20 protein-coding genes are annotated in these 19,122 nt (G+C 65.5%); 17 read left to right on the forward strand and 3 right to left on the reverse strand.

The genetic code is table 11. The features are described from left to right. Positions 1-46: 46 nt before the first annotated feature. Positions 47-814: a DeoR/GlpR family DNA-binding transcription regulator gene (locus H7F35_RS24145; RefSeq protein ID WP_187109088.1), complete on the reverse strand. Its 768-nt coding sequence runs from the start codon at positions 812-814 to the stop codon at positions 47-49. 122 nt (positions 815-936) lie between these two features. On the opposite strand from H7F35_RS24145, the gene glpD reads away from it, so the two are divergent. From glpD to H7F35_RS24185, 8 genes are all read left to right on the forward strand, one after another. Then, positions 937-2,586 carry a glycerol-3-phosphate dehydrogenase gene (glpD, locus tag H7F35_RS24150; protein ID WP_187109089.1) on the forward strand — a complete coding sequence of 550 codons (1,650 nt, stop codon included), beginning with the start codon at positions 937-939 and terminating at the stop codon, positions 2,584-2,586. A gap of 27 nt (positions 2,587-2,613) precedes the next feature. After that, complete coding sequence (locus tag H7F35_RS24155) at positions 2,614-3,687, forward strand: ABC transporter ATP-binding protein (RefSeq protein WP_187109090.1); 1,074 nt, start codon at positions 2,614-2,616, stop codon at positions 3,685-3,687. A gap of 1 nt (position 3,688) precedes the next feature. Next, positions 3,689-4,759 (forward strand): ABC transporter ATP-binding protein, encoded by a 1,071-nt coding sequence (locus H7F35_RS24160; RefSeq protein WP_187109091.1) that lies wholly within the window; start codon positions 3,689-3,691, stop codon positions 4,757-4,759. Beyond that, positions 4,756-5,646 carry a carbohydrate ABC transporter permease gene (locus tag H7F35_RS24165; RefSeq protein WP_187109092.1) on the forward strand — a complete coding sequence of 297 codons (891 nt, stop codon included), beginning with the start codon at positions 4,756-4,758 and terminating at the stop codon, positions 5,644-5,646. The genes H7F35_RS24160 and H7F35_RS24165 overlap by 4 nt, the downstream gene beginning before the upstream one ends. Positions 5,647-5,995: 349 nt before the next feature. Further along, positions 5,996-6,808, forward strand: a complete 813-nt coding sequence (locus H7F35_RS24170) for a carbohydrate ABC transporter permease (protein WP_187109093.1) — start codon at positions 5,996-5,998, stop codon at positions 6,806-6,808. Positions 6,809-6,818: 10 nt separating this feature from the next. After that, positions 6,819-7,127 carry a DUF2160 domain-containing protein gene (locus H7F35_RS24175; RefSeq protein ID WP_187109094.1) on the forward strand — a complete coding sequence of 103 codons (309 nt, stop codon included), beginning with the start codon at positions 6,819-6,821 and terminating at the stop codon, positions 7,125-7,127. A gap of 91 nt (positions 7,128-7,218) precedes the next feature. Continuing rightward, a complete protein-coding gene (locus H7F35_RS24180) occupies positions 7,219-8,949 on the forward strand; it encodes an ABC transporter substrate-binding protein (protein ID WP_187109095.1) in 1,731 nt (576 codons plus the stop codon). Positions 8,950-9,129: 180 nt separating this feature from the next. After that, entirely contained in the window at positions 9,130-9,837 is a 708-nt protein-coding gene (locus H7F35_RS24185; RefSeq protein ID WP_187109096.1) for a hypothetical protein, read from the forward strand. A 16-nt stretch (positions 9,838-9,853) separates the two neighbouring features. On the opposite strand, the gene H7F35_RS24190 is transcribed toward H7F35_RS24185, so the two are convergent. Continuing rightward, positions 9,854-10,585, reverse strand: coding sequence for a tetratricopeptide repeat protein (locus H7F35_RS24190; protein ID WP_187109097.1), 732 nt, complete (start codon positions 10,583-10,585; stop codon positions 9,854-9,856). Between the two features lie 77 nt (positions 10,586-10,662). Between H7F35_RS24190 and H7F35_RS24195 the strand changes: the two genes are divergently transcribed. From H7F35_RS24195 to H7F35_RS24235, 9 genes are all read left to right on the forward strand, one after another. Continuing rightward, positions 10,663-11,730 carry a dialkylrecorsinol condensing enzyme gene (locus tag H7F35_RS24195; protein ID WP_222621965.1) on the forward strand — a complete coding sequence of 356 codons (1,068 nt, stop codon included), beginning with the start codon at positions 10,663-10,665 and terminating at the stop codon, positions 11,728-11,730. Then, on the forward strand, positions 11,720-12,856 hold the full coding sequence (locus H7F35_RS24200; RefSeq protein ID WP_187109098.1) for a beta-ketoacyl-ACP synthase III: 1,137 nt from the start codon (positions 11,720-11,722) through the stop codon (positions 12,854-12,856). Before H7F35_RS24195 ends, H7F35_RS24200 begins: the two co-directional genes overlap by 11 nt. A gap of 2 nt (positions 12,857-12,858) precedes the next feature. Beyond that, positions 12,859-13,254, forward strand: coding sequence for a hypothetical protein (locus H7F35_RS24205; protein WP_187109099.1), 396 nt, complete (start codon positions 12,859-12,861; stop codon positions 13,252-13,254). Next, on the forward strand, positions 13,251-14,231 hold the full coding sequence (locus H7F35_RS24210; RefSeq protein WP_187109100.1) for a BtrH N-terminal domain-containing protein: 981 nt from the start codon (positions 13,251-13,253) through the stop codon (positions 14,229-14,231). The genes H7F35_RS24205 and H7F35_RS24210 overlap by 4 nt, the downstream gene beginning before the upstream one ends. A gap of 341 nt (positions 14,232-14,572) precedes the next feature. Continuing rightward, entirely contained in the window at positions 14,573-15,481 is a 909-nt protein-coding gene (locus tag H7F35_RS24215) for an ABC transporter ATP-binding protein (RefSeq protein ID WP_187109101.1), read from the forward strand. A gap of 17 nt (positions 15,482-15,498) precedes the next feature. Then, positions 15,499-16,659 (forward strand): ABC transporter permease, encoded by a 1,161-nt coding sequence (locus tag H7F35_RS24220; RefSeq protein WP_187109102.1) that lies wholly within the window; start codon positions 15,499-15,501, stop codon positions 16,657-16,659. Continuing rightward, positions 16,656-16,928 carry an acyl carrier protein gene (locus H7F35_RS24225; RefSeq protein WP_187109103.1) on the forward strand — a complete coding sequence of 91 codons (273 nt, stop codon included), beginning with the start codon at positions 16,656-16,658 and terminating at the stop codon, positions 16,926-16,928. The genes H7F35_RS24220 and H7F35_RS24225 overlap by 4 nt, the downstream gene beginning before the upstream one ends. Beyond that, positions 16,925-17,995: a beta-ketoacyl synthase N-terminal-like domain-containing protein gene (locus H7F35_RS24230; RefSeq protein ID WP_187109104.1), complete on the forward strand. Its 1,071-nt coding sequence runs from the start codon at positions 16,925-16,927 to the stop codon at positions 17,993-17,995. Before H7F35_RS24225 ends, H7F35_RS24230 begins: the two co-directional genes overlap by 4 nt. Then, on the forward strand, positions 17,992-18,495 hold the full coding sequence (locus tag H7F35_RS24235; protein ID WP_187109105.1) for a hypothetical protein: 504 nt from the start codon (positions 17,992-17,994) through the stop codon (positions 18,493-18,495). Before H7F35_RS24230 ends, H7F35_RS24235 begins: the two co-directional genes overlap by 4 nt. Before the next feature lie 3 nt (positions 18,496-18,498). Here the strand turns inward: H7F35_RS24235 and H7F35_RS24240 are convergent, their stop codons facing one another. Continuing rightward, entirely contained in the window at positions 18,499-19,119 is a 621-nt protein-coding gene (locus tag H7F35_RS24240; RefSeq protein WP_187109106.1) for an N-methyl-D-aspartate receptor NMDAR2C subunit, read from the reverse strand. Positions 19,120-19,122: the final 3 nt, after the last annotated feature.

Genomic DNA, 19,122 nt, shown 5'->3' on the forward strand with positions numbered 1-19,122 from the left:
GCCTCGAAGCAAGCCCAACGCGACAGACAAAAAAGCGCATTCCAACTCAATCGCGCGCAATCTCAAGACGCACCTGCGCCGCATGCAGCAGATCGGCAAAAGGCACAGGCGGCTCCGCATCGGTGAAGAGCCGGTCGATCTGCGACAGCGTGCCGAGCTGGATCATCGCCGGCCGGTTGAACTTGCTCGCATCCGCTGCCAGCCACACCTCGCGCGCCTGCGCGATGATGGTTTGCGCCACCTTCACCTCGCGCAAGTCGAAGTCGCGCAGCGAGCCATCGGCCTCGATGCTCGACACCCCGATCAGCGCAATGTCGACCTTGAACTGACGAATGAAGTCGATGGTCGCCTCGCCCACGATGGCGCGGTCGCGCGGTCGCACCGAGCCGCCCGCCACGATCACCTCGCACGAGGTGTTGCCGCTCAGGATGGTCGCCACATTCAGGTTGTTGGTGATCACGCGCAGCCCCGTGTGGCGCAGCAGCGCCTTGGCGATGGCCTCGGTGGTGGTGCCGATGTTCAGGATCAGCGAGCAGTCGTTCGGCACCAGCTCGGCCACACGGCGGGCAATGCGCGCCTTGCCTTCGGCATTCAGCGTTTCGCGCTGCTGGTAGCCGATGTTCTCGGTGGTGGAACTGGGCACACGCACACCGCCGTGGAAACGCGTCAGCAATCCCTGGTCGGCCAGCCGCTGCACGTCGCGGCGAACGGTCTGCAGGGTCACGCCGAGCATGTCGGCCAGTTGTTCGACGGTGACGGAGCCGCGCGTGCGCACGGTGTCCAGGAGATTGATCTGGCGCGGATTGGAGTTCACAAGGGCGTCGTGCAGGGCTGGAAGACTGCGGGCAAGGGTACAGCGCGTGTCACTTTAAAACGAAAGAAAACGAATCCGAGTAAGGGAAAACTCGGAGGAAAATCGCGCTAAAAGGAATCCAAATGAAAAAACTCGAAAATACAATGGCCGCCGTCGGTGACCAAAGTCACATCCCTGCGGACCCCATTCCCGTGAGCGATTTCTCCTCCCAAACGCCCGATCCGGCTTCCGATTGCGACGTGCTGATCGTCGGCGGTGGCATCAATGGCTGCGGCATTGCACGCGATCTCGCGGGCCGCGGCTGGCGCGTGGTGCTGTGCGAGAAGGACGACCTGGCCTCGCACACCTCGTCTTCTTCCACCAAGCTGATCCACGGCGGCCTGCGCTACCTGGAGTACTACGAGTTCTCGCTGGTGCGCAAGGCGCTGCAAGAGCGCGAAGTGCTGCTCAAGAGCGCGCCGCACATCATGTGGCCGCTGCGCTTCGTGATGCCGCACGACCCGTCGATGCGCCCGGCCTGGATGATCCGCATCGGCCTGTTCATGTACGACCACCTGGCCAAGCGCGAGGTGCTGCCCGGTTCGCGCAGCGTCGACCTGCGCCGGCACGCGGCCGGCAAGCCGCTCAAGAACCAGTACAAGCGCGGCTTCATCTACTCGGACGGCTGGGTCGACGACGCGCGGCTCGTGGTGCTGAATGCGCTCGATGCCCAATCGCGCGGCGCCGAGATCCTTACGCGCACCCGTTGCGTTCATGCGCAGCGCGGCAGCGACGGCTGGATCGCCACCCTCGAAGGGGCCGACGGCGCGCACCGCACCGTGCGTGCCCGCGCCGTGGTCAATGCCGCGGGGCCATGGGCCGAATCGTTCCTGCGCGGTGTGGCGCAGTCGGCCAAGGGCGAGGCGCTGGCCACCAAGAGCCTGCGGCTCGTGAAGGGCAGCCACATCGTGGTGCCGCGCCTGTTCGAGCACGACCATGCCTACATCTTCCAGAACCCCGACAAGCGGATCATCTTCGCCATTCCCTACCAGGACGAGTTCACGCTGATCGGCACCACCGACATCGAACTCAACGGCGACGACCCCGGCGCCGCGCGCATTGCGCAGGAAGAGATCGACTACCTCTGCACCCAGGCCAGCCGCTACTTCGAGAAGGCCATCGTGCCGGCCGACGTGGTGTGGACTTACTCGGGCGTGCGCCCGCTGCTGGACGACGCATCGGGCGACCCGTCCGCCGTCACCCGCGACTACATGCTGGAGTCGAACACCACCGCCGCGCCGCTGCTGTCGGTGTGGGGCGGCAAGATCACCACCTTCCGCAAGCTGGCCGAAGACGCGGCCGACGAGGTCGGCAAGATGCTGGGCCAGTCGACCGCGCAGCGCCCGGCATGGACCGATGGCGCCTTCCTCGCGGGCGGCGACCTGTCGGCCTGGATCGGCGCCGCGAAAAGGCCCGACGACGATTTCGAGCGCTTCGTGGCGGCGGTGTGTGAAAAGTACACATGGCTCTCCGCCAAGCTCGCGCGCCGGCTGGCCCGTGGCTACGGCGCCCGCGTGGCGGAACTGCTCGGCGATGCGCAGTCCATGGATGACATGGGCGCAGAGGTTGCACCCGGATTGCACGAGCGCGAACTGCGCTTCCTGCAGGACCACGAATGGGCCGTCAGCGCGCAAGACGTGCTGTGGCGCAGGTCCAAGCTGGGGCTGCACTACACCCCCGAAGAACGCGAGCAGGTGGCCATCTGGCTGCAGGCCCACGCGAAGAACAACTGATCAAAAAAAGAGAAGCGAGGGAGGCCCATGCAACTGACTCTGGAGCGCGTCACCAAGAAGGTCGGCGCGCAGACATGGCTCTACGAGCAGAGCATTGCCCCCCGAAGCGGCGCCGTCACGGTGCTGCTGGGTGCCACGCAGGCCGGCAAGACCAGCCTGATGCGCCTGATGGCAGGGCTCGACACGCCGACCACGGGCAAGGTGCTGGTCGACGGCAAGGACGTCACCGGCATGCCCGTGCGCGAGCGCAACGTGGCGATGGTCTACCAGCAGTTCATCAACTATCCCTCGCTCAAGGTCTTCGACAACATCGCCTCGCCGCTCAAGCTGCGTGGCGAGAAAGACATCGAGGCCCGCGTGAGGGCGCTGGCCGACAAGCTGCACATCGGCATGTTCCTCGACCGCCTGCCGGCCGAGTTGTCGGGTGGGCAGCAGCAGCGCGTGGCGCTGGCGCGCGCACTGGCCAAGAACGCGCCGCTGATGCTGCTCGACGAGCCGCTGGTCAACCTCGACTACAAGCTGCGCGAAGGCTTGCGTGAAGAACTCACGCAGCTCTTTGCCACCGGCGACTCGACCGTGATCTACGCCACCACCGAGCCCGGCGAAGCGCTGCTGCTCGGCGGCTATACGGCCGTCATGGACGCCGGCGAACTGCTGCAGTACGGCCCCACCGCAGAGGTGTTCCATGCGCCGCAGTCGCTGCGCGTGGCACGCGCCTTCAGCGATCCGCCGATGAACCTGCTGGTCGCCACCGCTGCAGCCGGCCAGGTGCAACTGGCCGGTGGGCCGGCCCTGGCGCTGGCCTTGCCCGAAGGTGTGTCGGGTGCGGTCACCGTCGGCTTGCGCGCGAGTGCGCTCAATGTCGGCGCGGGGGAGGGCGACATCGCCCTGCCCGGAAAGGTGGAGCTGGCCGAGATCTCGGGCTCCGACACCTTCGTGCACGTCGAAACGGCGGTCGGCGAGCTGGTGGCCCAGCTCACCGGCGTGCACCGCTTCGATCTGGGCGCCGCGATCACGCTGTACTTCAGCGCGTCGCAGGCCTATGTGTTCGATGCCAGCGAAAAGCTGGCGCGCGCGCCGGCATGGCGCAAAGGAAGCTGACATGGCCCGCATCGATCTCGACCTGGCGCACGCCTACCGCGCCAACCCCACGCAAGACAGCGATTACGCCTTGCTGCCGCTGCAGATGAGCTTTCGCGATGGTGGCGCGTACGCCTTGCTCGGCCCCTCGGGCTGCGGCAAGACGACCATGCTCAACATCATCTCGGGCCTGCTGGTGCCTTCGCAGGGCTCGGTGAAGTTCGACGGCCGCGACATGACGCGCGCCACGCCGCAGGAACGCAACATCGCGCAGGTGTTCCAGTTCCCGGTGATCTACGACACCATGACGGTGGCCGAGAACCTCGCGTTTCCGCTGCGCAATCGCAAGGTGCCGGCCGACCAGATCAAGAAGCGCGTGGGCGAGATCGCCGAGATGCTCGACATGAGCGGCCAGCTCAACCAGCGCGCGGCCGGGCTCGCGGCCGATGCCAAGCAGAAGATTTCGCTCGGGCGCGGGCTGGTGCGCAGCGACGTGTCGGCCGTGCTGTTCGACGAGCCGCTGACGGTGATCGACCCGCACCTGAAGTGGCAGCTTCGCCGCAAGCTCAAGCAGATTCATCGCGAACTGAAGCTCACGCTGATCTACGTGACGCACGACCAGGTCGAGGCGCTCACCTTCGCTGAAGAGGTGGTGGTCATGACACGCGGCAAGGCCGTGCAGGTGGGCAGCGCCGAGGCGCTGTTCGAGCGGCCGGCTCACACTTTCGTTGGCCACTTCATCGGCTCGCCGGGCATGAACTTTCTGTCGGCCAACAGCACGAACGGCGCGCTCGAAGTGGCGGGCACGCCGCTGGTGCCGACGCGTGACTTGCCGCAAGGCCCGCTGAAGATCGGCATCCGCCCCGAGTACCTGCGCCTGTCGAACGCCGGCGCTGCCGGTGCCGTGCCCGCGGTGGTCAAGCAGGTGCAGGACGTCGGCACGCACGCGATGCTGAGCGCAGAAGCGGACGGCAGCGTCATCAAGGTGCGGCTGCATTCGGACGAACAACCGCCGGCGGTGGGCGACACCGTGTGGCTGCGCGTGCTGGACACGCACACCTGCTACTACTTCAACGAGGAACTGGTGGCATGAACGCAACCAACAAGCCGATCAACCAGAAGGCCTGGTGGCTGGTTCTGCCGGTGCTGATCTGCGTCGCCTTCTCGGCCATCGTGCCGCTGATGACGGTCGTGAATTACTCGGTGCAGGACATCATCTCCCCCGACCGCCGCGTGTTCGTGGGCACCGAATGGTTCGCCTCGGTGATGCGCGACGACGAACTGCATGAAGCGTTGCTGCGGCAGCTTGGCTTCTCGTTCTCGGTGCTGTTGGTCGAAATTCCGCTGGGCATCATGCTCGCGCTGTCGATGCCGGCCAAGGGCTGGAAGTCGTCGGCGGTGCTGGTGGTGGTGGCGTTGTCGTTGCTGATTCCATGGAACGTGGTCGGCACCATCTGGCAGATATACGGCCGCGCCGACATCGGCCTGCTGGGCCATGCGTTGCAGACCCTGGGCATCGACTACAACTACACCGGCAACGCCACCCACGCCTGGCTCACGGTGCTGGTAATGGACGTGTGGCACTGGACACCGCTGGTGGCCTTGCTCTGCTATGCGGGCCTGCGCTCGATACCCGACGCCTACTACCAGGCCGCGCGCATCGACGGCGCCAGCAAGTTCGCGGTGTTTCGCTACATCCAGTTGCCCAAGATGCGTGGTGTGTTGATGATCGCGGTGCTGTTGCGCTTCATGGACAGTTTCATGATCTACACCGAGCCCTTCGTGCTGACGGGCGGCGGGCCTGGCAATGCCACCACCTTCCTGAGTCAGTACCTCACGCAGAAGGCGGTGGGGCAGTTCGACCTGGGGCCGGCGGCTGCTTTCTCGCTGATCTATTTCCTGATCATCCTGCTGTTGTGCTTCGTGCTCTACAACTGGATGCAGCGGGTTGGGACGCAGGAAGTGGAGGTGGAGAAATGACGGTTCTTGTTTCGTCTTTGCGTCGCTGTTCAGGGCTCCGTTCAGGGCGACGCTCACGCCGACACGGTGCTCTTTTTCGCGAATGTCCCCCGCTTCGCTCCTCCTTTATTTCGCGAAAAAGAGCCCCGTATCGACGTGAGCGCTCAGAGCAGTCGTTGATCGGCGATTGCCAGCAGCGTGCCCCTGTGCGAATGACGCCAGGTGCTCCCCGCAGCGAAATAAAGGAGGAGCGAAGCGGGGGACATTCGCGGAGGGGAGCACCTGGTGTCATTCGCACTCGCCCCGAACAGCAGCGCCCCGAACAAGAACGCAGGCAACCCGCAACACAACGCGCGGCGGAGCAACTGAAATGACCGAGAAGCGATTCCACAAACGCAGCATCTTCCTGCTGCTCTACATCCTGTTCGCCCTGTTGCCCATCTACTGGATGATCAACATGAGCTTCAAGACGAACGAGGAAATTCTTTCGCATTTCTCGTTCTTCCCCCAGCACCTGACCTGGGCCAACTACGCGCGCATCTTCACCGACGAGTCGTGGTACTCGGGCTACATCAACAGCCTGATCTACGTGGCGATCAACACCGTGATCTCGCTCACCGTGGCGCTGCCCGCGGCCTATGCCTTCTCGCGCTATTCGTTCCTTGGCGACAAGCACGTGTTCTTCTGGCTGCTCACCAACCGCATGACGCCACCCGCGGTGTTTTTGCTGCCGTTCTTCCAGCTCTACACCACCGTAGGCCTCATGGACACCCACCTGGGCGTGGCGCTGGCGCACCTGCTGTTCAACGTGCCGCTGGCGGTGTGGATTCTCGAAGGCTTCATGAGCGGCATACCGCGCGAGATCGACGAGACGGCGTACATCGACGGCTACTCGTTTCCGCGCTTCTTCGTCACCATTTTCCTGCCGCTTATCAAGGCCGGCGTGGGCGTGGCGGCGTTCTTCTGCTTCATGTTCAGCTGGGTCGAGTTGCTGCTGGCGCGCACGCTCACCAGCGTGAACGCCAAGCCCATCGTGGCCACCATGACGCGCACCGTGAGCGCGTCCGGCATGGACTGGGCCACGCTGGCGGCCGCCGGCGTGCTGACCATCGTGCCCGGCGCCATCGTCATCTGGTTTGTTCGCCACTACATCGCCAAGGGTTTCGCGATGGGCCGCGTTTAAGGAGCGCCGAATGTTCAACTGGATGGTCTGGACCACCCCGGTGGCCGTGTTCTTCACCTGCATCGCGCTGATGCTGGTCGGCATGACCGTGTGGGAGATCAAGTCGCCCACCACGCTGCGGCGCGGCTGGCTGCCGATCGAAACCACGCGCGGCGACCGGCTCTTCATCGGCCTGTTGATGGCTGCCTACATCAACCTGGCCTTCATCGGGCTGGCCGGCAAATTCCAGGAGTGGATGAGCCTGGAGGTAGAGCCTTCGATCTGGATCAGCTTCGTGATTTCGATGCTCGTCCTTGCCGTGGTCATGCGCAAGGGCTGACCCCACCGGTTTTCGACAAACGTCCGGCTCTCCGCCTCCCCGGAGCCGCGACAGGACACGACGGGGAAGCACCAACCGAGGAGACACAGTCATGAAGATGCGCTACACGGCACTGGCACTGGCGGCGGCGATGTTCGCCACGCACGGCGCTTGGGCTGGCGAGGCCGAAGCCAAAAAATGGATTGACACCGAATTCCAGCCGTCGACCTTGTCGAAAGACAAGCAGATGGAGGAAATGAAGTGGTTCATGGAAGCGGCCAAGAAGCTGCAGGCCAAGGGGGTGAAGGAGATCTCGGTCGTGTCGGAAACACTGACCGTGCACGAGTACGAATCGAAGACGCTGGCCAAGGCCTTCGAGGAAATCACGGGCATCAAGGTCAAGCACGACATCATCCAGGAGGGTGACGTGGTCGAGAAGCTGCAGACCTCGATGCAGTCGGGCAAGTCGATCTACGACGGCTGGATCAACGACTCCGATCACATCGGCACGCACTACCGCTACGGCACCGCGCTGGCGCTGACCGACCAGATGACGGGTGCGTGGAAGGACTACACCAACCCGGGCCTCGACCTGAAGGACTTCATCGGCACCAGCTTCACCACGGCGCCCGACAAGAAGATGTACCAGCTGCCCGACCAGCAGTTCGCCAACCTGTACTGGTTCCGCGCCGACCTGTTCGCGCGCAAGGACCTGCAGGACAAGTTCAAGGCCAAGTACGGCTACGACCTGGGCGTGCCGATCAACTGGTCGGCCTATGAAGACATCGCCGCTTTCTTCAGCGAAGACGTCAAGACCATCGACGGCAAGCCGATCTATGGCCACATGGACTACGGCAAGAAAGACCCGTCGCTGGGCTGGCGCTTCACCGACGCGTGGCTGTCGATGGCCGGTGCCGCCGACAAGGGCATTCCGAACGGCCTGCCGATCGACGAATGGGGCATCCGCGTGGCCGACGACAAGTGCACGCCCGTGGGCGCGGCCGTCTCGCGCGGCGGTGCGACCAACTCGCCGGCTTCCGTCTATGCGCTCACCAAGTACATCGACTGGATGAAGAAGTACGCGCCCAAGGAAGCCATGGGCATGACCTTCGGCGAATCGGGCCCGGTGCCCGCGCAAGGGCAGATCGCGCAGCAGGTGTTCTGGTACACCGCGTTCACGGCCGACATGATCAAGCAGGGGCTGCCGGTCGTGAATGCCGACGGCACGCCCAAGTGGCGCATGGCACCCGGCCCGCACGGCCCGTACTGGAAAGACGGCATGCAGAACGGCTACCAGGACGTGGGCTCGTGGACTTTCCTGAAGTCCAACGACCCTGACCGCGCGACCGCTGCGTGGCTGTATGCACAGTTCGTGACCTCGAAGACGACCTCGCTGAAGAAGTCGATCGTCGGTCTCACCTTCATTCGCGACAGCGACATCCGTTCGGACTACTTCACGAAGAACGCAGCCAAGTACGGCGGCCTGATCGAGTTCTACCGCAGCCCAGCGCGCGTGGCATGGACGCCGACCGGCAACAACGTGCCCGACTACCCCAAGCTCGCGCAGCTCTGGTGGAAGAACGTGGCCGTGGCCGTGACCGGCGAGAAGACGCCGCAGGCCGCCATGGACAACCTGGCCAACGAGATGGACGACGTGATGGGCCGCCTGCAACGCGCGGGCATGGCCAACTGCGCGCCAAAGCTCAACGCCAAGGGCGATCCGAACAAGTGGCTGAGCAGCGACCACGCACCGTGGAAGAAGCTGGCCAACGAAAAGCCCAAGGGTGAGACGGTGGCTTACGAGAAGCTGCTGACCGCCTGGAAGGAAGGCCGCGTCAGGTAAGCAAGGCTCACGCCTTTCTTTCTCCCTCCCCCGCTGGGGGAGGGCAGGGGTGGGGGCACGGTGGCGCGTCGATGGCCGTCGGCCTGCTTAACGCCGCTTGCCCCCATCCCAACCTTCCCCCAAAGGGGGAAGGAGCAAAGACAATGGCGCGGACACTCTGGCCTTTTCAGCCACCGCCCCATGAACATCCAATTCCGTTGCGACCCCGCGCTGTTCGACCTGCTGCCGCGCCCGGTGCCGGCCAAGGCCGCGCTGCCCGACTGGCTGCGCCGGATGGCGCCCAGGGCGCCTTCGCCGGTGCACCAGCGCAGCATCCGCACCGTCAAGCAATGCCCGCCGTTCGTCGATGCGATGACGCACGGCTTCATGTTCCTGCTGCCCTGCGACGTGACCGTCGAGGCGGGGCAATTCAGTTGGGACTGGCCGCTGCCCGTGCTGACCGTGCCCGGGCATCCGCGCGCGCCGCTGAGCTTTCATGTGCCCGAGCAGATCGCCGGCTCGCCACTGGCGCATGGCACGCGTTCGGCGATCAAGTTCAACAGCTTCTGGACGGTCGAGATCGACGAAGGCTGGTCGCTCATGGCCGTTCATCCGGTCAACCGCGACGACCTGCCGTTCAGGCTGGTCACGGGGCTGGTCGATGCGGATCGTTTCAACGAGGTCGGCATCAACTTTCCTGCGGTCTGGATCGATCCTGAATTCAAGGGCGTGCTTGCACGCGGCACGCCGGTGGCGCAGTGCTATCCGGTGCCACGCGAGCCGCTCGCCCTGTCTTGTGAGCCCATGAGCGCGGCGCAGGTGAAGGGCTACGAGCAGCTCGCCGAGAAGATCATGGCCGGGCCGGGCGTCTACCGGAAGTCGTTCCGCAGCAAGCGCGGCGCGGGCTGAAAGCCTGGGCGCGCGTTCAGGCCGCCGTGGCCCGCAGCGCTGCGCGCAGATCGTTCAGGTCGAGCCACAGGCGCCCGTTGGGTGCCGTCGACAGCGCATGTGCGATGCGCCCGAAGGTGTTCTCGTGCAGGCGCCAGGCGCGGCCGTAGGCCTGCATCGCTTCATCCATCCGGCCGGCTTCCTGCAGCACGATGCCCAGGTTGACTTCCACCTCGGCACGTGGCGGCGAGACGCGAAGCACCTGCCGCAGCGCACCGGCCGCGCCGTCGAAGTCGCGCAGGTCCTGCAGCACCAGCGACAGCTCGAACCAGACGGCCCCATGTGCGGGCGCCAGCGCGGTGGCACGTCGCAGCGTTTGCGCGGCATCGGACCATCGGCCGGCAGCCCGGAGCGTCAGGCCCAGTGCGTGCAGTGCCTGCTCGCGTCCGGGCAGCAGCGCCACGGCGCGTTCGTGATGTTGCAGCGCCAGCGCAAAGTCGCTACTGGCCCGCGCCACATCGCCCGCCACCAGCAATGAGGGGCCGTGGTCCGGGCGCAGTGCGAGGCTTTCGGTGATGGACGCCTGGGCCATCGCAAGATCGCCCGCTTCCATTTGCAGACGGGCCAGCAACTGAAGCACGGCGGGGTGGGGCGCCTGCGTGGCTTTCGCATGCTCGCAAAGCTGTCGCGCACGCGACGCATCGCCTGCGTTCACAAGGCGGATCGCAAGCTCGAGCAGTTGTTCGACAGAAGCGGGTGGGATGGGCATCGGTGCGAGGCGGGCCACCGAATGTAGCGTTTCGTGCCCCGCCCAGTGGATGTCGACCGTCTGATTGTTGCGACGACATGACCAATGGCAGATGCGCTGCGCGAAAGCTTGGCTTACATTCGACGGCCCTCGAACCGCCATCGCACGTGATTTCAAGCTCCCCCAGCCCTTCAGCCTCCGCCGACAGCGCTTCGCGCGTCAAGCGTGTCCTGGTCATTCACTACTCGCAGTCGGGCCAGCTTGGCAGCGTGGCAGAGCAGATCGTCGCGCCGTTGCGCACCGACCCGTCGATCCACGTGCACGAGGAAACACTGCGGCTGCACAAGCCCTTTCCCTTCCCTTGGCCCTTCCTGAACTTCTTCGACGCCTTCCCCGAATCGGCCCACATGAAGCCGCCGCCGCTGGCGCCGTTGTCGCTCACGGGCGAGGAAGACTTCGACCTCGTCATCCTGCCCTACCAGGTGTGGTTTCTTGCGCCGTCGCAGCCCATCACCGCCTTTCTGAAGCACCCCGTGGCGGCGCGCCTGCTCAAGGGCAAGCCGGTGGTGACGGTCATCGCCTGCCGCAACATGTGGCTGCTGGCCCATGAAAAGCTCAAGGGCATGCTCGACGATGTGGGCGCGCGGCTGATCGACAACGTGGTGCTGACCGACCCCGGCCCCACGCTCGCCACCTTCTTCACCACGCCGGCCTGGCTGATCTGGGGCCGCAAGCGCGGTTTCTGGGGCATGCCGGATGCAGGGCTCAGTACCGGACAGATCCGCAGTACCGGCCGTTTCGGCCGTGCCCTGCGTGACGCGTTGCACAACCACCTGGAGCGCGGCACGCAACCGCTGCTGGCCGGCCTGGGCGCGGTACAGGCCAATGCGCGGCTGCTGATCAGCGAGAAGGCCGGCACCCGCAGCTTTTACCTCTGGGGCAAGCTCATCATGGCGGCCGGAGGGCCCGGCGCGTGGCCGCGCAAACCGCTGTTGCTGCTGTACGTGCTCTTTTTGCTGGTACTGATCGTGACAGTAGTCCCGGTCAGCCTGACTCTTCAAGCGATCTTTCGACCTTTTCTCAGAGGGTGGCTGACTAAAATGACAGCCCAATTCGAGTGCCCGTCGGGCTCTGCCACGGACCGCTCCCACCTCTATGACGACTGATGTCTTCCTGACCCGTACCGCCGCCTTTCTGCCCTTTGCCCCGGTCAGCAATGAAGAGATCGAAGACGTCCTGGGTCGCATCGGCGGCAAGGCGTCCCGCGCAAGACGTTTGATTCTTCGCAGCAACGGCATCCAGTCGCGCCACTACGCCATCGACCGCGCCACCGGCCAACTGGCCATGACCAATGCACAGCTCACCGCGTCGGCCATCCGCGCGCTGGGCGACGACATCGGCCCGGTCGATTGCCTTGTCACCGGCACCTCGCTGCCCGACCAGCTCATGCCCAACCATGCGGTGATGGTGCACGGCGAACTCGGCTGGCCCCGGCTCGAAGTCGTGGCCTGCGCGGGCATCTGCCTGGCCGGCACTGCCGCGCTCAAGCACGCGTGGCTGTCGGTGCGCGCGGGCGATGCGCGCCGTGCAGTGGCCACCGGCTCCGAGCTGGCATCGGCCGTAATGCGCGGGTCCAACTTCGAGGCCGAACTCGAACACAAGCTCGAAGCCCTCGAGGCACGGCCCGAGCTGGCCTTCGAGAAAGACTTCTTGCGCTGGATGCTGTCCGATGGCGCCGGCGCCGTGCTGCTGGAGCGCGAGCCGCGCGGGCCGCTGTCGCTGCGTGTCGAATGGATCGATCTGTCGTCGGCTGCGCATGAACTGCCGGTGTGCATGTACGCGGGTGCCGAGAAGAATGCCGATGGCGGCCTCGACGGTTGGGCACGCTTCTCGCCTTCGGACTGGCAGCGCGAGTCGACCTTCGCCGTCAAGCAGGACGTGCGCCTGCTCAACGAAAACATCGTGCGCGCCACGCTGGGCGAACCGCTCGCGGTCGTCATCGAACGGCGCGGGTTGAAGTCGAAGGACATCGACTGGTTCCTGCCGCATCTCTCATCGAACTATTTCGTCGAACCGGTGAGCCAGTGCCTCGAATCGCTGGGGCTGCACATTCCGCGCGAGCGCTGGTTCAGCAACCTTGCGAGCAAGGGCAACACGGGTTCGGCATCGCCTTACATCATGCTCGACGAACTGTTCCGTTCGGGCCGTATCCAGCGGGGCCAGAAGTTGCTGATGTTCGTGCCTGAAAGTGGCCGCTTCTCCAGCGGCTTCATCTACATGGAGGCTGTGTAGCCATGGACCTCGACGCCGTTCCGCAAGAGGGCAATGCGACCCTCAACGGCCATTCCAAGCTGATGTACGCGCGCGATGCGCAGGGCCGCGTCGTCACCACCACTTCGCGTGGATGGGAGGCGGAAGAGATCGTCACCAGCCATGCGGTCGATGTGCTGGTCGAGCAGGCGCAAGCCGCAAGGCAGCGCGTGAAGGCCGGCATCGCTTCGCCGCTGGAGTACTGGATGTACGAGCGCCGCATGGACGTGGCGCTGCTGTCGCAGACCAGCGGCTTCTGGCAATGGCGCGTGCGCCGCCATCTGCGGCCGGGCCACTTTGCCGCGCTGTCGCAAGCCCAACTGGCGCGCTACGGCGAAGCGCTGGGCCTGCCCGTTTCCACCTTGCAAGGCCTGCCGTGAACTTTCAACACCAACAGGCGGCGCACTGCGAGAGCGGCGTCATTTCGAGCCTGATGCGCCACCACGGTGCGCCGATGACCGAGAGCATGGCGCTGGGCCTGTCGTCGGCGCTGTCGTTCGCGTACCTGCCGTTCATCAAGCTGTCGGGCCTTCCGCTCATTTCGTACCGCATGCCGCCCAAGGCGATCATCAAGGGCCTGTTGGCGCCGATGGCCGCGCGTTTCAGCTTCGAGACTTTCCGCAGCCCCGAAGCCGGGCAACAGCGGCTCGATGCGCTGCTGGCGAACGGGCAGATCGTCGGGCTGCAGACATCGGTTTACTGGCTGCCGTACTTTCCGCCGAACATGCGCTTTCACTTCAACGCGCACAACCTGCTGGTGTACGGCAAGGACGGCGACGACTACCTGATCAGCGACCCCGTGTTCGAGGAGCCGGTGCGTTGCCCCAGCAGCGACCTGTCGCGCGCGCGCTTCGCCAAGGGTGTGCTCGCGCCGAAGGGCCTCATGTACTACCCGCAGGCCATCGATCGCAAGGCGGTCGATGCGGCCTCGGTGACCAAGGCCATCCGCAAGACGGTGCGCAACATGCTCGCGCCCATTCCCATCGTCGGCGTGCGTGGCATGCGCACGCTGGCCAACCGTATGCAGCGCCTGTCGGCCACCGATCCGCGCAGCGTCGACTTCATCGGCCATCTGGTTCGCATGCAGGAAGAAATCGGCACGGGCGGTGCGGGCTTCCGATTCATCTACGCGGGCTTTCTGCAGGAAGCGGCGCAACTGCTCGACAAACCGCAGTTGCTGCAGATGTCTGACCGGCTCACCGCCATCGGCGATGGCTGGCGTGCCTTTGCGTTGAAGGCGGCGCGCATGGTTAAGGGCCGCGAGGCGGTTGATCCCGCCGCGCTGGCTGTGAAGCTGCGTGAGCAGGCGCAGCAGGAGGAGAGCTTTTTCCGTGATCTCAAGGCTGCTGTTGCCTGAGATGGAATCTTGCTTTTCTGTTTGTCGCGTTGTGCTTGATTTGGAGCGCTGCTGTTCAGGGCGTCGCTCACGCCGACACGGTGCTCTTTTTCGCGAATGTCCCCCGCTTCGCTCCTCCTTTATTTCGCGAAAAAGAGCCCCGTATCGGCGTGAGCGTTGGACAGAGTGGTCGTTGATCGCAGGATCAACCGCAGCGTGCCCATGTGCGAATGACGCCGGGTGCTCCCCGCAGCGAAATAAAGGAGGAGCGAAGCGGGGGACATTCGCGGAGGGGAGCACCCGGTGTCATTCGCACGCGCCCCGAACAGCAGCGCCCAGGACAGCAACTGAATGGTGAACAGATGCTCGAGCTGAAGAACCTCAGCTACCGCTACCCGCACGCCGATGCAGCCGCTCTGGCCGAGGTGTCGTTGACGGTCCCGAAGGGCTGTGTGCTGGGCCTGCTGGGCCCCAACGGCGCTGGCAAGACCACGCTGATCTCGCATTTGTCGGGCGCGCTCGCGGTGCAGTCGGGCGAGATCCGCATCGACGGCCAACCGCTGCAGCAAGTGCGCGCGAAGACACCCACACGCATCGCCGTGGCACCGCAGGACCAGGCGTTCTATCCGATGCTCACGGTGGCCGAAAACCTCGCGTGCTTTGCTGCGGCCAGTGGCCTGTCGGGCGCTCGAAAGAAGGCGCGCATCGAAACCTGCACGCATTTCTCCCAGTTGGAACAGTTCGCAGGCGTGCGCGCCGAGCGGCTGTCGGGCGGCCTCAAGCGACGGCTCAATCTCGCCATTGCCCTGCTGCCCGAACCCGAGCTGATGCTGTTCGACGAGCCCACCGTGGGCGTCGACCCGCAGTCGCGTGCCTTCATCCTCGATGCCATCAAGAGCTTGGCACAGGCTGGCGGGGCGGTGATCTATGCCTCGCACTACATGGAAGAAATCGAGGCCATCGCCGATCGCGTGGCCATCCTCGACCATGGCCGCGTGCTGCGCGAAGGCTCGCTCGACGAACTGCTGTCGAAGAGCGCGATGCTGCTCACGCTGGCTGCCGACGGGCTCAATGTGGAAATGCTCTCGCGCTTCGGCACGGTCGAACAGGGTGGTGTGCACTGGCGCATCCATCTGAACGAAGGCATGGGGCCCGGCCCGGTGCTGGCCACGCTCGAAGCCGAGGGCATCGAAGTGCGGCATGCCGAGTTCGGTCGCCATGACCTGGAGCAGTTGTTCATGGCGCTCACCCATCGCTCGTTGCGCGACTGACTGATCCACACACGCACATGCTCTTCGCGCTCATCAAGAAAGAACTGCTCGCCCTCGTGCGCGACATGCACGGGCTGGCTGCGTTGTTCCTGATGCCGATGGTCTTCATCGTGCTGATGTCGCTCACGCTCAAGGACATCTACCGACCGCCGCTGGCCGAGCTGAGCTACGCGATCGACATGCGCGACACGGCCACGCCCGCCAAGTGGCTGCAGCAACTCTGGCAGCGCAACCACGGCGCACCGCAGCCGCTGGGCACCGACTGGCAGGCGCGGCTGCGCAACGGCTCGCTCAAGTACGTGATCGTGCTGGAGCCTGGCCTGTCGCAAGAGCTGGAGTCGGCGGCGCTGTCGACCGAAGCGCGCATCCAGTTGCTGGCCGAGCCGGGTATCGACGCCAATCTGTTCAATGCGCTGCGCGCCGAACTCATTGGCGCGTCGGGTGAACTCAAGGCGCGCCTTGCGCTGGCAGTGCCCGGCACGGCCGGCCCTGCGTCCGATGCATCCATTCAGGCCATGGTGCGTGCCGAGCGCTTTTCCACGACCGGACCACGGCCGACCTCGGTGCAGCAGAACGTGCCGGCGTGGCTGGTCTTCGGCATGTTCTTCGTGGTGGCTTCGCTGTCCAGCCTGTTCGTGCAGGAACGCAGTTCGGGTGCGCTGGGGCGGCTGCAGAGCCTGGGCGTGTCGCGCTTCATCCTGCTGGCGTCGAAGGCGTTGCCGTACCTGGGCGTGAATGCGCTGCAGGCGGTGCTGATGCTGGCGGCGGGCATCTGGTTCATGCCGCTGATCGGCGGCGATGCGCTGTCGCTAGTAGGCATTCATTGGGGGGCGCTGCTGCTCTCGCTCGCGGCCGTGAGCCTTGCTGCGGTGAGCCTGTCGCTGGTGCTCGCTTGCGCGGTGCGCACCCACGCGCAGGCCGCGACCATCGGGCCGATGGTCAATGTATTGATGGCTGCGGCGGGCGGCATCATGGTGCCGAAGTTCGTCATGCCGGGCTTCATGCAGCGGCTGGTCGAGGTCTCGCCGATGAACTGGGGGCTCGAAGCCCTGCTGACCGTGCTGCTGCGCGGTGGTGGCGTGGCCGATGCGCTGCCGCAGATCGGCCGGCTGGTCGTGTTCGCGGCGCTGATGTTCCTTCTGGCTGTCTTTCTGTTTCGCAGGCGCACTTCTTCATGAACACCGTTTCCGCCGAGTTCATCGCCAGCCTCAAGACGATGGTGCTCGAATCCGTCGAGAAAGAGGCACCGCCCGGCGGCCTGGGCGACGACGAACCGCTGTTCGGTCCCGAGGCCCGACTGGATCTCGATTCGCTCGATGCCCTGCAGGTGTCGATGACGATCCAGCAGCGCTTCGGCGTGCGCATGCCCGACAGCAAGGAAACGCGCCGGGCCATGACGTCCATCGCCCATCTGGCCGAACATCTCGCGCAAGCGGGCAAGGCATGAGCGATGTCTACCTGGCCGGCGTGGGCCTGGCCTGTGTGCTGGGCCATGACATGCCGAGCACGCTCGATGCGCTGCGGCGCGGCGGCGTGCCGCCGACGCCGGTGGTTGTTGCCGAAGGCGTTCATTGGCCGGTCTACACGCTGCCGGCACAAGAGGGCAACTGGACACAGCGGTTGCGCAACACCCTGCGCAGTGTGGTCGCGCAGACCGGTGAATGGGGCGCCCGCACTGCGCCGTTGTTCGTGGCCTCGTCCTCGCTCGACATCGGCTTCATGGAGCACACCGTGCAAGACCTGCGGCTCGGCGGCGACCTGCAGGACTTTGCCGGGGTCGTGGCGGCTGCGCTCGATTGGCAGGGGCCGGTGTTCACGGTCTCGACGGCCTGTACCTCGGCACTCAACGCCGTGCTGGCGGCCAGCGATCTCATTCGCGGCGGCGAGGCCGATGAAGCACTCGTGATCGGTGTCGAAGCCGACAACCGTTTCACCGTCGCCGGTTTCGGCGCGATGCAACTGCTGGCCCCCGACAGCGCGCAGCCTTTCGGCGCCGGGCGCAAGGGGCTGGTGCTGGGCGAGGCTGTGGCGGCCCTGCGCCTGCGCGCAAAGCCGGCGCGCTGGCAACTGGCGGGTGGTGCCAACGTGGTTGACGGGCGCAACCCCTCGGGCACGGAGGCCAGCGCGGTGCATGCGATGTGCCGTGGCGCGTTGGCGCAAAGTGGATTGCGGCCTGAAGACATCGATCTCATCAAGGTGCAGGCTGCGGGCAGCCCCATCAACGATGCGATCGAAGTGGAGGCGCTGAAGCAGGTGTTCGATCCGCTGCCGCCGCTGGTGTCGCTCAAGGCGGCGATCGGGCACACGCTCGGCGCGGCGGGTGCGGCGGAGCTGGCCTTGCTGGTTGGCTGCATTGAAGGCGGCGTATGGCCGGTGACTGGCTATGCGCTCGACGAAACCTTGGGCATTGAGCTGAGCGAACAGCCGCCGCAGGCGCTGCGCAACATCCTGCTCAACGTGGTCGGCTTCGGCGGCGGGCATGCCTCGCTGGTGCTCAGGGATTGCCACGCATGAGTGCGGACAGCTCGACCGTCTGGCGCACCGCCGCGCATTTCGTCGCGCATCCGCCACCCGCGGACTGGCGCGACGCTCTGGCGAGCCGCATCGGCCGTCGCCCGCGCCGTGTCGGCCTGTGGACCGAGCTTGCGATGTACGGCGCGCGCTGCTGTCTCGACGCGGCAGGCGAGGCCGCCTTGCCCGTCGCCGCGCGCCTGCGTGTGGCCAGCCAGCGCGGTGCCTGGGGCGCCACGCACGCGGGGCTGGCACAGCTTGATGCGGGCTTGCCGATGCCGTTCACCTTCATGCAGAGCCAGCCCGCGCTGATGCTGGCCGAGGTCGGCCGCTGTCTTGAATGGCAGGGCGATGCGAGCTTCATGCTGTGCCGCGATCCGCCGCGCCTGCTGCAGTTGTCGAAGCTGGGCGCATCGAAAGACGGCCTGCTCTTCGGCATCGTGGAAGAAGAGCGAAATGACGAACTGCCGCGCTCCGAATGGTGGCGGCTGGTGCCCGCCTGAACCTCAGCCTGCGATGGAGCGTTGCAGGTTGATGCGCGCCTGCGCTTCGAGCTGCGCGTGCATGCGCGGCGTGGCGTAGATGGCCTTGCGATCCAGGAAGCGCTGAAGGATCGTGCGGCGGCGCGGCAGGCGCACGTCTTCGGGTACGAAGGCGTATTCGGCATGCACCTGGCGCTCGTATTCATCGAAGCGCGTGCGTTCGGCACCGAGGATCGACAGGTCGATGTCGATCAGCAATTCCGCATCGCGGCCTTCGGGCACCGCGTCGTGGCGCGTGGCCATGACGAGGGCGTGCACGCGTGCAGCGGCTGCTTCGTTCGCACCCGCATCGGTCAACGCGCGATGGGCCCAGTCGGCGCTGCGCGCTTCGTTGTCGTGCGCGTGCACGTCGTAGATGGCATCGTGGAACCAGAGCGCGAGCGCCACTTCGCCGGTGTGCTCGGCATTGGCCTTCTCGCGCTCGAACCACGCGAGGCATTCGCCCAGGTGCTGCATCGTGTGATAGTGGCGCTGCGGTTCGCTGTAGCGCTGTTGCAGCTCGGTGAACAGCGCGTCGCCGGGGGATGCGACGCCGAGCGCGTGCCAGGCCCCGGTCCAGTTCGCGTGCAGCGCTTCAGGCGTCATGGC

This window comes from Variovorax sp. PAMC26660 (genome assembly GCF_014302995.1).
Taxonomy (GTDB): Bacteria; Pseudomonadota; Gammaproteobacteria; order Burkholderiales; family Burkholderiaceae_C; genus Variovorax.

What these genes read in the sequence shown, in the direction of transcription:
- H7F35_RS24175 (WP_187109094.1), top strand. Translation starts at nt 6,819, where the DNA reads ATGTTCAACTGGATGGTCTGGACCACCCCGGTGGCCGTGTTCTTCACC.
- H7F35_RS24160 (WP_187109091.1), top strand. Translation starts at nt 3,689, where the DNA reads ATGGCCCGCATCGATCTCGACCTGGCGCACGCCTACCGCGCCAACCCC.
- H7F35_RS24200 (WP_187109098.1), top strand. Translation starts at nt 11,720, where the DNA reads ATGACGACTGATGTCTTCCTGACCCGTACCGCCGCCTTTCTGCCCTTT.
- H7F35_RS24165 (WP_187109092.1), top strand. Translation starts at nt 4,756, where the DNA reads ATGAACGCAACCAACAAGCCGATCAACCAGAAGGCCTGGTGGCTGGTT.
- H7F35_RS24195 (WP_222621965.1), top strand. Translation starts at nt 10,663, where the DNA reads ATGACCAATGGCAGATGCGCTGCGCGAAAGCTTGGCTTACATTCGACG.
- H7F35_RS24235 (WP_187109105.1), top strand. Translation starts at nt 17,992, where the DNA reads ATGAGTGCGGACAGCTCGACCGTCTGGCGCACCGCCGCGCATTTCGTC.
- glpD (WP_187109089.1), top strand. Translation starts at nt 937, where the DNA reads ATGAAAAAACTCGAAAATACAATGGCCGCCGTCGGTGACCAAAGTCAC.
- H7F35_RS24215 (WP_187109101.1), top strand. Translation starts at nt 14,573, where the DNA reads ATGCTCGAGCTGAAGAACCTCAGCTACCGCTACCCGCACGCCGATGCA.
- H7F35_RS24230 (WP_187109104.1), top strand. Translation starts at nt 16,925, where the DNA reads ATGAGCGATGTCTACCTGGCCGGCGTGGGCCTGGCCTGTGTGCTGGGC.
- H7F35_RS24155 (WP_187109090.1), top strand. Translation starts at nt 2,614, where the DNA reads ATGCAACTGACTCTGGAGCGCGTCACCAAGAAGGTCGGCGCGCAGACA.
- H7F35_RS24185 (WP_187109096.1), top strand. Translation starts at nt 9,130, where the DNA reads ATGAACATCCAATTCCGTTGCGACCCCGCGCTGTTCGACCTGCTGCCG.
- H7F35_RS24170 (WP_187109093.1), top strand. Translation starts at nt 5,996, where the DNA reads ATGACCGAGAAGCGATTCCACAAACGCAGCATCTTCCTGCTGCTCTAC.
- H7F35_RS24205 (WP_187109099.1), top strand. Translation starts at nt 12,859, where the DNA reads ATGGACCTCGACGCCGTTCCGCAAGAGGGCAATGCGACCCTCAACGGC.
- H7F35_RS24240 (WP_187109106.1), bottom strand. Translation starts at nt 19,119, where the DNA reads ATGACGCCTGAAGCGCTGCACGCGAACTGGACCGGGGCCTGGCACGCG.
- H7F35_RS24220 (WP_187109102.1), top strand. Translation starts at nt 15,499, where the DNA reads ATGCTCTTCGCGCTCATCAAGAAAGAACTGCTCGCCCTCGTGCGCGAC.
- H7F35_RS24180 (WP_187109095.1), top strand. Translation starts at nt 7,219, where the DNA reads ATGAAGATGCGCTACACGGCACTGGCACTGGCGGCGGCGATGTTCGCC.
- H7F35_RS24190 (WP_187109097.1), bottom strand. Translation starts at nt 10,585, where the DNA reads ATGCCCATCCCACCCGCTTCTGTCGAACAACTGCTCGAGCTTGCGATC.
- H7F35_RS24225 (WP_187109103.1), top strand. Translation starts at nt 16,656, where the DNA reads ATGAACACCGTTTCCGCCGAGTTCATCGCCAGCCTCAAGACGATGGTG.